Source organism: Pandoraea faecigallinarum (genome assembly GCF_001029105.3).
GTDB classification, from domain to species: domain Bacteria; phylum Pseudomonadota; class Gammaproteobacteria; order Burkholderiales; family Burkholderiaceae; genus Pandoraea; species Pandoraea faecigallinarum.
Window position 1 is genome coordinate 1,850,020 of the sequence record NZ_CP011807.3, and the last position, 13,910, is coordinate 1,863,929.

At 62.5% G+C, this 13,910-nt stretch carries 10 protein-coding genes; 7 read left to right on the forward strand and 3 right to left on the reverse strand.

What is annotated here, in order from left to right; genetic code table 11:
- The first annotated feature begins 6 nt into the window (after positions 1-6).
- The 6 genes from nuoL to AB870_RS08340 all read left to right on the forward strand — a co-directional run bounded on the left by nuoL (position 7) and on the right by AB870_RS08340 (position 6,688).
- Positions 7-2,058: an NADH-quinone oxidoreductase subunit L gene (gene nuoL, locus AB870_RS08315; protein WP_047907640.1), complete on the forward strand. Its 2,052-nt coding sequence runs from the start codon at positions 7-9 to the stop codon at positions 2,056-2,058.
- 18 nt (positions 2,059-2,076) lie between these two features.
- Positions 2,077-3,558, forward strand: a complete 1,482-nt coding sequence (locus AB870_RS08320; RefSeq protein WP_047907641.1) for an NADH-quinone oxidoreductase subunit M — start codon at positions 2,077-2,079, stop codon at positions 3,556-3,558.
- A 20-nt stretch (positions 3,559-3,578) separates the two neighbouring features.
- Positions 3,579-5,048, forward strand: coding sequence for an NADH-quinone oxidoreductase subunit NuoN (nuoN, locus tag AB870_RS08325; protein ID WP_053059629.1), 1,470 nt, complete (start codon positions 3,579-3,581; stop codon positions 5,046-5,048).
- 95 nt (positions 5,049-5,143) lie between these two features.
- Complete coding sequence (locus AB870_RS08330) at positions 5,144-5,455, forward strand: DUF2818 family protein (protein WP_047908977.1); 312 nt, start codon at positions 5,144-5,146, stop codon at positions 5,453-5,455.
- Positions 5,456-5,546: 91 nt separating this feature from the next.
- Positions 5,547-6,140 (forward strand): NUDIX domain-containing protein, encoded by a 594-nt coding sequence (locus tag AB870_RS08335; protein ID WP_047907642.1) that lies wholly within the window; start codon positions 5,547-5,549, stop codon positions 6,138-6,140.
- A gap of 35 nt (positions 6,141-6,175) precedes the next feature.
- On the forward strand, positions 6,176-6,688 hold the full coding sequence (locus AB870_RS08340; protein WP_047907643.1) for a DUF1178 family protein: 513 nt from the start codon (positions 6,176-6,178) through the stop codon (positions 6,686-6,688).
- Positions 6,689-6,779: 91 nt separating this feature from the next.
- Here the strand turns inward: AB870_RS08340 and AB870_RS08345 are convergent, their stop codons facing one another.
- Positions 6,780-11,603, reverse strand: coding sequence for a dermonecrotic toxin domain-containing protein (locus tag AB870_RS08345; RefSeq protein ID WP_047907644.1), 4,824 nt, complete (start codon positions 11,601-11,603; stop codon positions 6,780-6,782).
- A gap of 354 nt (positions 11,604-11,957) precedes the next feature.
- Between AB870_RS08345 and AB870_RS08355 the strand changes: the two genes are divergently transcribed.
- The gene (locus tag AB870_RS08355) at positions 11,958-12,422 is read left to right on the forward strand and encodes a MaoC family dehydratase (protein WP_047907646.1); all 465 of its coding nucleotides are present in this window, start codon (positions 11,958-11,960) and stop codon (positions 12,420-12,422) included.
- A 72-nt stretch (positions 12,423-12,494) separates the two neighbouring features.
- Here AB870_RS08355 and AB870_RS08360 read toward each other — a convergent pair whose 3' ends face one another.
- Together AB870_RS08360 and AB870_RS08365 are read right to left on the reverse strand one after the other, a co-directional pair.
- The gene (locus AB870_RS08360; RefSeq protein WP_047907647.1) at positions 12,495-12,830 is read right to left on the reverse strand and encodes a YegP family protein; all 336 of its coding nucleotides are present in this window, start codon (positions 12,828-12,830) and stop codon (positions 12,495-12,497) included.
- 307 nt (positions 12,831-13,137) lie between these two features.
- Entirely contained in the window at positions 13,138-13,830 is a 693-nt protein-coding gene (locus tag AB870_RS08365; RefSeq protein WP_047907648.1) for a glutathione binding-like protein, read from the reverse strand.
- Between the last annotated feature and the right edge of the window lie 80 nt (positions 13,831-13,910).

The following is a 13,910-nucleotide window of genomic DNA, read 5'->3' on the forward strand; positions in this document are numbered from 1 at the left end:
GCTGTTATGGCATCCACATTGAATCCCAACCTGCTGCTCGCGATTCCGCTGGCGCCGCTCGCCGGCTCCATGATTGCCGGCCTGTTCGGCAAGCAAGTCGGACGCGCGGGCGCCCACACGGTCACGATCCTCGGCGTGCTGGTCGCGTTTGTCCTGTCGGTCATGACCTTTATCGACGTGTTGAACGGGGCGAGCTTCAACGCCACGGTCTACGAATGGGCGCGCATCGGCGAGCTCAAGCTCGAGATCGGTTTCCTCGTCGACACGCTCACCGTCACGATGATGTGCGTGGTCACCTCCGTTTCGCTGATGGTGCACATCTATACCATCGGTTACATGGCGGGAGATCCCGGCTATCAGCGCTTCTTCTCGTACATCTCGCTGTTCACGTTCTCGATGTTGATGCTCGTGATGAGCAACAACTTCCTGCAACTGTTCTTCGGCTGGGAAGCGGTGGGTCTGGTCTCGTACCTCCTGATCGGTTTCTGGTACACGCGTCCGAGCGCGATCTACGCCAACATGAAGGCGTTCCTGGTCAACCGTGTGGGCGACTTCGGCTTCCTGCTCGGTATCGGCCTGCTGCTGGCGTACACCGGCACGCTGAATTACGGCGAAGTGTTCGCCAAGGCCAACGACGTCGCGGCCCTGTCGTTCCCGGGCACCGACTGGCGCCTGATTACCGTGGCCTGTATCTGCCTGTTCATCGGTGCGATGGGCAAGTCGGCGCAGTTCCCGCTGCACGTCTGGCTGCCTGATTCGATGGAAGGTCCGACCCCGATCTCGGCGCTGATTCACGCGGCAACGATGGTGACGGCGGGTATCTTCATGGTGAGCCGCATGTCGCCGCTGTTCGAATTGTCGGACACCGCGCTGTCGTTCATCACGATCATCGGTGCGATCACGGCATTGTTCATGGGCTTCCTGGGCATGATCCAGAACGACATCAAGCGTGTCGTGGCCTACTCGACGCTCTCGCAGCTCGGCTACATGACGGTCGCGCTCGGTGTGTCGGCTTATCCGGTCGCCATCTTCCACCTGATGACGCACGCGTTCTTCAAGGCGCTGCTGTTCCTCGGCGCAGGCTCGGTCATCATCGGCATGCACCACGATCAGGACATGCGCAACATGGGTGGCCTGTGGAAGTACATGCCGATCACGTGGATCACGTCGCTGCTGGGCTCGCTCGCCCTGATCGGTACGCCGTTCTTCTCGGGTTTCTACTCGAAGGACTCGATCATCGAAGCGGTCGCTGCCTCGCATCTGCCGGGTTCGGGCTTCGCATACTTCGCAGTGGTGGCCAGCGTGTTCGTCACGGCCTTCTACTCGTTCCGTATGTACTTCCTGGTCTTCCACGGCAAGGAACGTTTCGGTCAGGCGCATGCGCACGATCATCATGACGCCCATCACGAGGAAGAAGAGGATTCGCACGGCGAGCACCACGGTCTGGCACCGGGTCAAAAGCCGCACGAGTCGCCGGCGGTCGTCACGATTCCGCTGATCCTGCTGGCGATCCCGTCGGTCATCATCGGTGCCATTGCGATTGCGCCGATGCTCTTCGGCGAGTTCTTCAAGCAAGGCGTGGCGTTCAAGGACGTGATCTTCATCGGCGAAAATCACCCGGCGATGGAAGAACTCGGCCACGAGTTCCACGGCTGGCTGGCAATGGCACTGCACTCGTTCGGCACGCTGCCGATCGCCCTGTCGGCGCTCGGTATCCTGCTTGCCGCGTTCTTCTACCTCAAGCGTCCGGACATTCCGGAAGCGCTGAAGAACAAGTTCTCGGGTGTCTACAAGCTGCTCGATAACAAGTACTACATGGACAAGATCAACGAAGTGGTCTTCGCCAAGGGCGCGCTCGGGATCGGCCGCGGCTTGTGGAAGGCGGGCGATCAGGGTCTCATCGACGGCGCAGTCGTGAACGGCAGCGCGCGTCTGGTGGGCTGGTTCGCCGGTGTCATCCGCTTCGTCCAATCCGGTTACATCTATCACTACGCGTTCGCCATGATCATCGGCATGCTCGGGCTCCTGACGCTGTTTGTGACGTTGAACGGCAAGTAACAGGGGGAGCCAATAACAATGCAATCGCTACCGCTTCTGAGTCTGGCCATCTGGCTGCCCATCATCTCGGGGATCGTTGTCCTCGCGGTGGGTAACGACCGCAATCCGGGCGGCGCACGCGCGCTGTCGCTCATCGGCTCGCTGGTGAGCTTCCTGGTCACGCTGCCGCTGATCTCGAACTTCGACGCCAAAGCTTCCGCCTTCCAGTTCGTCGAGAAATCGAGCTGGATCGAACGCTTCCACATCAACTATTTCCTCGGTATCGACGGCATCTCGCTGTGGCTCGTCGTGCTGACCGCGCTCATTACGGTGATCGTGGTGATCGCGGGCTGGGAAGTGATCACCGAGCGCGTGGCGCAGTACATGGCCGCGTTCCTGATTCTGTCGGGGCTGATGGTCGGCGTGTTCTCGGCGCAAGACGGCATGCTGTTCTACGTCTTCTTCGAAGCCACGCTGATCCCGATGTACCTGATCATCGGTGTGTGGGGCGGCCCGAACCGGGTGTACGCCGCGTTCAAGTTCTTCCTTTACACGTTGCTCGGCTCGTTGCTGATGCTGGTGGCGCTGATCTACCTGTACAACGTGACGGGTTCGTTCACGCTGACCGACTGGTACGCCGCCAAGCTGCCGATGAACGTGCAGATACTGCTGTTCGTGGCGTTCTTCATGGCGTTTGCCGTGAAAGTGCCGATGTGGCCGGTGCACACCTGGCTGCCGGATGCTCACGTGGAAGCGCCGACGGGCGGCTCCGTCGTGCTGGCCGCCATCATGCTCAAGCTCGGTGCGTACGGTTTCCTGCGTTTCTCGCTGCCGATCGCCCCGGATGCCAGCCATTACCTGTCGGGTTTCATGATCGCGCTTGCGCTGATCGCCATCGTCTACATCGGCCTCGTGGCGCTGGTACAGACGGACATGAAGAAACTCGTGGCTTACTCGTCGATCGCTCACATGGGCTTCGCGATCCTCGGCTTCTTCATGTTCAGCGAAATCGGCATGCAGGGCGCGATGGTGCAGATGATCTCGCACGGTTTCGTTTCGGGCGCCATGTTCCTGTGTATCGGCGTGCTGTATGACCGCATGCACTCGCGCAACATCGCCGACTACGGCGGTGTCGTGAACACGATGCCGAAGTTCGCCGCATTCCTCATGCTGTTCGCGATGGCCAACAGCGGTCTGCCGGCAACGTCGGGCTTCGTGGGCGAATTCCTGGTGATTCTCGGCGCCGTGAAGCTGAACTTCTGGGTGGGCCTGCTGGCCGCTACCTCGCTGATCACCGGCGCCGCCTACTCGCTGTGGATGTACAAGCGCGTGATTTTCGGTGCTATCGCCAACGATCACGTGCGCGAACTGGTCGACATCAACAAGCGCGAGTTCTTCATGCTGGCGGTGCTGGCGGCTCTCACGTTGTTCATGGGTATCTATCCGAAGCCTTTTACGGACCTGATGCACACCTCCGTGGTTAACCTCCTCGCCCACGTGGCGCAGACCAAGCTGCCGTAATCGGGGAGGACATCTAGATCATGCAAAACATTAATCTGCTGCCCGCGTTGCCGGAGGCCATCCTGCTGCTCATGATCCTCGTGATCATGATGTGCGACGCGTTCCTCGGCCAGACGCGCAAGCTCAACTACGTGCTGGCGCTCATCACGTCGGCTGTCGTCTCCGTGCTCTGGGCGTGCAACGCCGCCGATCCGGCGTCGCACTATCTGTTCGGTAACGTGTTCGTCGCCGATCCGATGTCGAATCTGCTCAAGGCCTTCGGCGGTCTGGCAACGTTCGTCACGTTCATCTACGGTCAGAAGTATCTGGAAGTCCGCGGCCTCGCCCGTGGCGACTTCTATGTCCTCAGCCTGTTCTCGCTGCTGGGCCTGTCGGTGATGATCTCGGGCAACAGCTTCCTGACGCTCTATCTGGGCCTGGAACTGATGTCGCTCTCGCTGTACGCCCTCGCGGCCGTGTGGCGCGATTCGACGAACGCGACCGAATCGGCCATGAAGTACTACGTGCTGGGTGCACTTGCATCGGGCTTCCTGCTGTACGGGATGTCGATGATGTACGGGGCGACGGGTTCGCTCGAACTGGCCAAGGTCTTCGAAGTGATCGCTTCGGGCGCCGTGAACAAGATCGTGCTGGTGTTCGGCGTGGTGTTCGTGGTCGCGGGCCTGGCGTTCAAACTGGGTGCTGCGCCGTTCCACATGTGGGTGCCGGACGTCTATCAGGGCGCACCGACCCCGGTCACGCTGCTTATCGGCGGTGCGCCGAAGCTGGGCGCCTTCGCGCTGCTGCTGCGCCTGCTCGTGGAAGGCATGCTGCCGCTGGCTATCGATTGGCAACAGATGCTGATCATTCTGGCGGTGCTCTCGCTGGTGATCGGTAACCTGACCGCCATCGTGCAGACCAACGTCAAGCGTCTGCTCGCATACTCGACGATCTCGCACATGGGCTTCGTGCTGCTGGGCATGCTCTCGGGCGTGGTGGGCGGCAAGATCGACGGGATTGCCGATGCCTACGGTTCGTCGCTGTTCTACAGCGTGATCTACCTGCTCACGACGCTGGGCACGTTCGGTATCGTGCTGCTGCTCTCGCGTCAGGGCTTCGAAGCGGAGAACCTGTCGGATCTGAAGGGTCTGAACCAGCGTAGCCCGTGGTTCGCCTTCGTCATGCTGATGCTGATGTTCTCGCTGGCCGGCATTCCGCCGCTGGCAGGCTTCTATGCCAAGCTAGCGGTGCTGCAAGCTGTCGTGAACGCGGGCATGGTGTGGCTGGCTGTCGTGGCCGTGGTTGCCTCGCTGATCGGTGCGTTCTACTACCTGCGTGTCGTGAAGCTGATGTACTTCGACAAGCCCGAAGACACCAATGCGCTGCAAGGCAGCGGCACCATGCGCTTCGTGCTGTCGATCAACGGTCTGGCAATGCTTTATCTGGGCCTGATGCCGGGCTCGCTGATGGAGTGGTGCCTGCACACGATCAAGCTGACGCTGGCCAGCTAACGTGCCGGACGAGACGTAATTCGGGAAAGGGGCAGGGCAGACCGGCAAGGTCTGCCCTGCCGTTCGACAGACAGGAAGGGAGACGAACGATGGGCATGTCGGCAGGAGGAACGCTGGTCATTCTGCTGGCCGTGCTGGGTGCGAACCTGCCGTTCGTGAACCAGCGGCTATTCGGCATTCTCGGCCGTAGGGCTGCGACCAAGCCGCTGTGGTGGCGTCTGATCGAGATGGTGGTAGCGTACTTCGTTGTGGGGGCGCTGGGCTACCTGATCGAATCGGGCATCGGCAACGTCTTCTCGCAGGGTTGGGAATTCTACGCCGTGACTGCCAGCCTGTTTGTCGTGTTCGCGTTCCCGGGCTTCGTCTACCGATATTTGTGGCGTCATCGACCGGCGGCTGCCGCGTGAGATGGACGCTTCGCAAGACGCCGCCTTCATGGCGGCGTTTTGTATTTTGGGTTCGCCAACGGATTCGCCAATTTTCAGCCGTGGAGGGCTTATGATCCAACCTCAGAACGACGATCGTCACCTCGTCGAGACGGGCATCGAAAGCGACACTGTCTACGACGGCGCTTTCCTGACCATCAAGCGCGACCGCGTGCGTTTGCCGGACGGCAAGACCGCGATTCGCGAGTACACCACGCATCCGGGCGCGGTGATGGTGATCCCGCTGTTTGACGACGGGCAGGTGCTCATGGAGCGCCAGTACCGTTATCCGCTTCAGCGCGTGATGACGGAATTGCCCGCGGGCAAGCTCGACGAAGCCGAGGGCGGCCTCGTATGCGGCCAGCGGGAACTGCTCGAAGAGACGGGGTACATGGCGAAGCGCTGGGACTATCTCACGCGCATTCACCCGGTGATTTCCTATTCGACGGAATTCATCGACATCTGGCTCGCGCGTGACCTCACGAAAGGCGAGCAGCGCCTGGACGAGGGCGAATTCCTCGACGTGTTCAAGATGCCGGCGACGGAGCTGGTCCGATGGGTGCGCGACGGGCGTATCACGGACGTGAAAACGATCATCGGCGCGTTCTGGCTGGAAAAGATATTATCCGGAGTATGGCAGCCCGGCGAACGCTCGCCGTTGCGCTGAACGGGTGTCCCGTCAAGCCTCTTACTTATCGCGTCATGAAGGTTTTTGATTTGCGTTGTGCGCACGAGCACACCTTCGAGGGCTGGTTCGGCTCGGAGGACGATTTTCTGTCGCAACAGCAGCGCGCACTGGTGACATGCCCGGTGTGCGGCGACGCGGGCGTGGTACGTCTGCCGTCCGCGCCGCGTCTGAATCTCTCCGGCGCGAAGGACGCTTCGCCGCCGCAGTCCGCACTATCGTCCGCATCGTCGGCCGTGCCGTCGCCTGCCTCGGCGTCGGCTGCGCGCGCCGGGGTGCCGCCGGCGGTTCTCGAAGCCCGCCGGGAAATGCAGGCACTCTGGATGAAGGCCGTGCGTCATGTGATGGCCAATACCGAGGACGTCGGCAATCACTTCGCCGAAGAGGCGCGCAAGATCCATTACAAGGAAGCGCCCGAGCGCAATATCCGGGGCATCGCCACGCCGCAGGAAACCGCCGAACTGGCCGAGGAGGGCATCGATGTGATGATGCTGCCGGTGCCCGCCGCTGCCAAGGAAACGCTGCAATAGCGCCGCTCGGCGATGCCGGCCGCCGAGCCTTACATCATGTCTTCGCTCCGTAATGTGCGGTCTGCCGCCGTTCTGTGCCGCGACCCCGGCGTCAGACGGCCGGCTCGGTCCATGGCCGGAGCAGATCGGCAGTCTTCGCGAAGCCCGGGGCCGTGAGCGGGACGTCGCGCAGCGCGTCGATATCGACCTGTTTGAACGCGAAGCTCGGGGTCATCGGGGTACCGTAGGCGCCATAACGTTTCAAGAGCGCCGACTTGCCCAGATGCGTTCTGAGAAATTCGACGAGCGCTTCGCGCGATGCGAAACGCCCCAGTCCGAAATTGGGATCGAAGAACGCCGAAACGTCGTTCAGAACCAACGTCATGGCGTGGGACATTGTCTGGACCAGAAAGGTACCCCGGGTCTGCGTGTTCAGCAGCTTGTCGCTGATCGCCTCGAAATCGAGAAACTCCAGATGGCTCTCCGTGGCCGATGCGCCGGGATTCATCTGGAGCGAGGTGAGCGCGTCGCGCAGCGCCTTGGCGACGGGTGCCGAGGGCGTATCCACAGCCGATTGCACGTTCATGATCAGCGAACTCACCCGCGCTTCGTCGATGGCAATCGCCATGGCCCGCGCGAATGCGAGACACAGGCCCTGCGAGCCATCGGTCGTGGTGTGGAGAAAGTCCGCCTGCGCGAATTCGATGAATTCGCCGCCCAGATCGTCGACTTCCTGTCCGAACCATCGCGCGGCCACCTTCGCTCGCAGTGATAGTTCAACACCTTCCTGGGTGCGGATTTGCTTCAGGAGCGTTGCCCGGACCGCCGGATCGTTGGACTTGATGTATTCGAGCTTGAGCAGATCGGACTGCTGTGTTTTCGGCGTCGGCGTGGGGGTAAGCGGTCTGGTTTGCCCGGCACCGAGTTGCTCGCGACGCCGCATGCCGGCCGGCGAATTCTCGGACGCAAGGGCAGAGCGAAAGCGGACGTCGATGTCACGCCGAATCTGATCGTGGAACGGTTCGGCCATGACTGCGTCGTCCGCAGTCGACGTGTCGCTCTCGACCAGGAACCAGTCGTATGTGCCCGTTTGACGAATGGCAGGGCCCTCGATGTCCGGTGAGTCGCTGCTGAACATTCGCCATCGGCCGCGTTGGGTGTCGTAGCGTACGTTGACCAACTGCTCGTCGATACGCGCGACCATGCCTTGCGGACCCCGATACAGATTCGGAAGCAGGTTCGAGAGTGCGCTCTCGGACTCTCGGGCGGCGAAGTGCCCGATGAATCCTCGAAACGCTTCGGAAGAGCGTGCAAGCAGGCCTAGCGGAATCCCGCCGGTCACGCCGGTAAGCAGCGCCGCCCAGCCGGCCTGATTCGTGGCTTCGTCTCCGAACACGGCGCCCATGGTCCCCGCAACGACGTTGAAGCCGGTGATGGCGGCGTTTGCTTGGCCAATGAAGGGCGCAGCCGAGAATGCGAGATGTCCGACGCCGACAACGACGTTGAGGACGGCGCTCCAGTTGAGCAGCGAGGCGAAGGCATTCGTCTGCGGGCGTGCCCCTGCATGTTGAATCAGGTATTGCGAATGGGCCTCCCAGGTCCTTGTGTACTCGGTGAACGCGTCTTTGTTGCCTGCGTCGAACGGCCGGCCTGGGGGCATGACTGCCGGCACGCCGGCGCCGGGACGGCCCCACTGCGCCAGCGTTTCTTCGATAGTCGCATTTCCGGAGAGCTGCGCGTTCGCCGGATTCGCTGCCGGCCCGAATGTCCGTGCCAGTCGCTCGCGCGCCGCCTTGTCCTGACATATGCGCACGATCCAGCGCGCGAGCGCGGCGCGATCCGGGAATGCCGCAACGCTGTTGGCGAGAAAGCTGGGGGCGTACACCAGAATGGCGCCGGTCTTCGGATCCGTGAATTCGTGAATGTCCGAGACCTTGCCCTCGATCTGCAACCTCGCCATCTTCAGTGCGGACATTGGGGGCGTGTACTCGGTCTCGAGGTAGCGCGCGTCGAGATTCAGCGGGGTCGACACGCCGGACGGCACCGGCGAATCGATGCCAACGAGCGTACGCGCGATGCTTGCCCCGTTTGCCGAGAGCTTGCCGTCGCCAGTCTGCAGATAGACATCGATGAGAAACGCTCCCTTGAGCGAAGCCCGCACTTCGCTGCGGTGGTGGGTCCAGAATGTCTTGACGTCGTCGAGAAAACACTTCTCGAAGGCCTTGACATCGATCCGTCCAAGCAGGTCCTGTGGTGCAAAGCCCTCGAATCTCACTACCGCATTCGCGTGCTTCGGATTCGGGCTATGGGAGAAGTACGCATGAGTGCGTCCGTAAATCAGTGGCGGCTTGCCGGCCACGACATCGAGCACGAGCTTGTCGAGACGGCTCGAAACCACGTGGGGCACCTCGGGCGGTAGCGTGTCGCGTGACTCGATGTGCAGGAAAAGGCGCTCCGGCGCACTCACCCGGGGCGTAACCGAGTCGAATATCCCTGCGAGATAGGTGCGGGCCGATGCCTCCGGCGTTGGCAAGACGGCCGAGAGATGGGCGCGCAGATGGGTGAGCAGAAGAAAGTCGGTCACAGCCGATGCGGGAAGGCTGATCTGCCTGCCGGGGGAGATGGCACCGGGCGGCCTGTTGTTGGGAAAACCGGAAACGACTCCCGCCGGCGGGCGCTGGGCTGTGCCGGGCGCGTCGCCTTCGGCGCCCGCGAACCACGTCAGCCAGTGCCGGGTTCGCGAACCGGCGCTGTCCTGCGCGTGGCCCAGGAGGTTCTCGAGCAGGCGTTGGCCGCCGAGGTTGACGTCGTCGCGAACGACTTCGAAGCTGGACTGCGTGGTGAGGTCGAACAGATCGTCCCGGGTCGGTTTCATCGAAACCTTGCATTGAGCGCCCCGTCGGCAGGCGTCCTGCAGATGGAGCGGCAACCGGTCGACCAATGCGCGGTGGACCGACGACGAATTGCCGCGCGCCACGTCATCGAGAAAATGCGACGTCGACGCATATTCGATGAGCGGATCCGTATGGCCTGCCAGATGGAGAACGATCGACGCCGGGCGCCGGGCCATGCCCGTGGAAGGTATCCCGATCACGAAGGCGCCGGCAGGGTAGTGTCGTGGTCCGGCTCCCGGTACCTCGATCTCCAGCTCATATCCCTGAATTTCGTGAATGAACGAATCTGCCGCGTCGCGCATCGGCTGGCTTGGCGCATAGCAAATGGTCTGAACGAGCGCGTGCGCCCGCGACGAGAGTTTTCCCGCGAAGTACGCGAGTGAGGCGTCCTGCTCCAGCATGGTGATACGGTGCGCGCGCAGATCCAGCGCGGCAAGCTCGCCCGGCGTGACCTGTTCCAGGGCAAGTCGTCGTCGATGAAATTCCTTTTTCGCTTGCCGCGAGATCTCGACGAACTGTTCGGCGCTCATCCCCTTGAGCTCTTCGGCCGGCTCGAAAATCGTCGACCCCGTGCGATTGCGCGCATAAATGCCGTACTCCTCGCGCAGATTGTCGAACGGCGGATCGATGGTGAAGATGTCCAGTGCCGCCTGCGTCAGCGATTTCGAATAGAGCGCTCCCTGTTGGGCACTTTGGTGACGTGTGAACGCGTCGCGATCGGGGTGGTACTGCCAGAGCGTGAAACGCTTGAGAAACCAGCCGTCGGGATTCAGATTGGCGGCCAGAGGGTAGCTTCCGTCCTTAAAGCGGTTGGCAAGAAAGCGTTTGATGTCGAGGAGCGGCGCAAGCGTCTGTCTCAGTTTGTCCTGTGCGTGCATGCGAAAGAACTGTGCCGTGATGACCGGACCCAGTCGTCTCGACGCGGCGGACGGTGACAGCGGATTGACGTCGGTCTTGAGGTTGCCGACGGCATCCTTTCGGGCGCGCTCGGCGCGTATCCGGCTGGCGAGTACCTGACTTCTGCCCAAAGGCGCCGCCTGCGTCTGCGGCATTCGCAGCGGGTCGAACGGCAACGGCATTTCCCATGCGCTCTGAACAGCGAAGCCGGCCTGGGAAATCACCGCGTCGGCAAACGCCTCGATATGTTGCAGGAGCGAGGGGGATTGTGTCGGTTCCGGCGTCGGCTGTCCCGATGGCGCATGGCTTTGCTGCGGTGCGCTGCCCCGTAGGTTGTCCGCGTCGACACGACGACGCGTATTGTCCCTCGTGCCGCCGGACGCCCGATCCCGACCGAACCGCTGGCGCGCATTCATGTCAAGCGGCTCGATATTCCGGTACGGCACGACCATGCGCTCCATGGCGCTCTGTGCATAGAGCCACCGGGTGAGAACGCCCGCGACCCCATGTTCGCGAAACGCAAACGCGGGCGCACGTGCGGACAGGCGTGCAGCGGCCTGTCGCGCAATAAACTCGTACTCCAAAGGATTGCGATCGCGCCGATAGTCGGAACCGTAGTACAGCAGCCACCAGAACGCCTTTTGCAGCCGGGCGCGGAAGGTCTCGCCCGGGCGGTCGTTGATCGGGCCCGCCGGGTCTGCCCCGCGTTGCATGGCGCGAAGAACGTCGCGGTTCAGGCTTCTGCGCAGATCGCGGACGTAGCGCTCGCTGGTCAGGCGTCGCGCGATTTCGCCAAGTGTCTCGAACGGCCGGCGCGACACCAGCGCCCATTCCCATGCGACAAGGATTTTCGGTGCCAGGTCGTGTTCCCGCTCCAGGGCCGCGGAGAACGATTCCAGGTCTTCCGCGAGGAATACCGCAACGTCGGCGGGGGGCACGCGGGTCAACGCCAGCAGCAGGGCGGCATGCGCTTGCGGGTCCATCTCGTAGAGGTCGGCGAGGGCCACGGCAAGGCCGGGCGGGAGATGCGTCAGATGGTTGTCCAGAAGCGCCGCGCGCACCGGTGTCCGGTCCGCGGATGCCGGGCGCGCGGGCGCCGGTGTAGTGCAGGGCAGTATGAGCAGCGCTGGTGCGGCGTGAATCATCGGAAATCCCTTCGGACGTGAAGACACAGCGACAGTCGAACGGGCCGGCCCACCCCCTACGCGCTGCGACCGTCTTTTGCATGCGATCATGGCGAGTGCATGGCACCCCGGCTCTCAGGATTCGCTCGTGCGCGAGAACGGTGTAAATTGTCCGATCGGGGCGATGGGAGCGGCGGGACCAAACCGGATCAAAACGCGGATCACAACGCGGATGACAACGCGGATGACAACGCGGATGACAACGCGGATGACAACGCGGATGACAACGCGGATGACAACGCGGATCACAACGGGCCGGCGCAGCACGCGTATCCGGGCGTGCGGGCAATGCCGGACGCGACAAGGAGATGAGGCATGGCAACGCTTGAGTATTATTTCGAGGACTTTTCCGTCGGCGACACTTTCGATCTTGGCGAGTACACGTTCACAGCCGAGGAGATCGTGACGTTCGCACGCCAGTTCGACCCCCAGCCGTTTCACCTCGACGAGGCGCGCGGGCGGGCATCGCACTTCGGCGGACTGATCGCCAGCGGCTGGCACACCTGCGCAATCATGATGCGGCTAAACGTCGACAGACTGCTCTCGCGCTCGTCGAGCATGGGGTCGCCGGGAGTGGAACAGATCGAGTGGCTCAAGCCGGTGCGTCCCGGTGACACGATCACGGTAACGAGCAGCACACTGGAAGTGCGCGCTTCGAAAAGCCGGCCCGATCGGGGCATCGTGCGGCAACTGTGGACCGCCACCAATCAGCACGGCGAAGAAGTGTGCCGCTTCCGGGGCACGGGAATGTACCTGAGGCGTCCGGTCGAGCGCGCGTGATCGCCGCAATGCGGGCGGCACCCGGCAACGAATCGTATGGAAAACATAGGGCGCGCCGGCGTGCCGGCCGGCTCAGTGCGACAAATCGCTTACCGAGGCCGCCGGGGCGTCGCGCTTGACCTGCTTGATACCGTCTTCCATCTGGTCTGCCGTCGAGAACATCTGACTTTGCCCGATGATCTCGCCGTTGCGCGCTTTGAGCACGAAGTAGGGGCGCCCGGACGTCGATGTCTTGCGCTCGAAGCGATGATCTTCCGCCGAATTCTTGCGAACCGATTCGATACCGTTCTGCGCGGAGGCGCGCGCCTTATAGTTTTCGGAGGAGAGGATAACGTGGCCGGCATCGGCCAGAAGCGTGAAGTGGAACTCCCCGTTGGGATGGCGCTTGAGTTCGAATTTGCCTGACATATGTGGATCTCCCGGATCTTCCAAAAGCCAGCGGCGGCGCACTGCGAACTGCAAGATGACAGCGGCCGAGTGCCGTGTCGAGGAATGCGGCTAGATTAGCACCGCCGGCATTCCGGCGAAACCGCACCTTTGTTTCGAAGTGTAATGCACTTTGCCGGACACCTCCGGGATCTCGGCAGGCAACGCCGGCGTCGCCTCGCCGGGCGCGTCCATGCACGCCCGGACGCGCCCGTACGCGCCGGAGCGCCTCGGGGGCTCGCTGAGACGCCGGCGGGTCCGGGGCGGCGCCATGGCGCCCGGCAGTCGTTCAGCGGCGCGCGTACTGCGTGGCGCCGAACAGCATTTCGCGCGCCTTGTCGTCCTGCAACGGCTTACGGGCGTCGGCCAGCACCTTGACGCCGCGTTGCACCGCCGGGCGGGCCTCGATGGCTTCGAACCACTTCCGCACGTTGGGGAAGTCCGACAACTCCACGCCCTGATTCTTCCATGAGCGCAGCCACGGCCAGATCGCGATGTCGGCCACGGTGTACATGTCGCCGGCCACATACGGGTGACGGCTCAACCGCTTGTCGAGCACGCCGTACAGACGTCGCGCCTCATTGGTGTAGCGCCTGATCGCGTAGTCGATCTTCTCGGGCGCGTAGATCCGGAAGTGGTGCGCCTGACCGAGCATCGGCCCCACGCCGCCCATCTGGAACATCAGCCATTCGAGCGTCTCGTACTTGCCGCGTACGTCTTCCGGGAGGAAACGGCCGGTTTTACCGGCCAGATACAGCAGGATTGCCCCGGATTCGAACAGGGAGATCGGCTGGCCGTCGGGACCGTCCTCGTCGACGATGGCAGGAATCTTGTTGTTCGGCGAGATGGCGAGAAATTCGTCCTTGAACTGGTCGCCTGCGCCGATGTCGACGGCATGGGCGTGATAGGCCAGCCCACACTCTTCGAGCATGATGTGGACCTTGTGGCCGTTGGGCGTAGCCCAGGAATAGACCTGAATCACTTGCGGCTCCTCGTGGATGCTTCGGTCGGTGAAACTGCCTGAAAAGTTGGCCGGAACGGCTGCCGGGAAATTACACCACA

What these genes read in the sequence shown, in the direction of transcription:
- nuoL (WP_047907640.1), top strand. Translation starts at nt 7, where the DNA reads ATGGCATCCACATTGAATCCCAACCTGCTGCTCGCGATTCCGCTGGCG.
- AB870_RS08320 (WP_047907641.1), top strand. Translation starts at nt 2,077, where the DNA reads ATGCAATCGCTACCGCTTCTGAGTCTGGCCATCTGGCTGCCCATCATC.
- nuoN (WP_053059629.1), top strand. Translation starts at nt 3,579, where the DNA reads ATGCAAAACATTAATCTGCTGCCCGCGTTGCCGGAGGCCATCCTGCTG.
- AB870_RS08330 (WP_047908977.1), top strand. Translation starts at nt 5,144, where the DNA reads ATGTCGGCAGGAGGAACGCTGGTCATTCTGCTGGCCGTGCTGGGTGCG.
- AB870_RS08335 (WP_047907642.1), top strand. Translation starts at nt 5,547, where the DNA reads ATGATCCAACCTCAGAACGACGATCGTCACCTCGTCGAGACGGGCATC.
- AB870_RS08340 (WP_047907643.1), top strand. Translation starts at nt 6,176, where the DNA reads ATGAAGGTTTTTGATTTGCGTTGTGCGCACGAGCACACCTTCGAGGGC.
- AB870_RS08345 (WP_047907644.1), bottom strand. Translation starts at nt 11,603, where the DNA reads ATGATTCACGCCGCACCAGCGCTGCTCATACTGCCCTGCACTACACCG.
- AB870_RS08355 (WP_047907646.1), top strand. Translation starts at nt 11,958, where the DNA reads ATGGCAACGCTTGAGTATTATTTCGAGGACTTTTCCGTCGGCGACACT.
- AB870_RS08360 (WP_047907647.1), bottom strand. Translation starts at nt 12,830, where the DNA reads ATGTCAGGCAAATTCGAACTCAAGCGCCATCCCAACGGGGAGTTCCAC.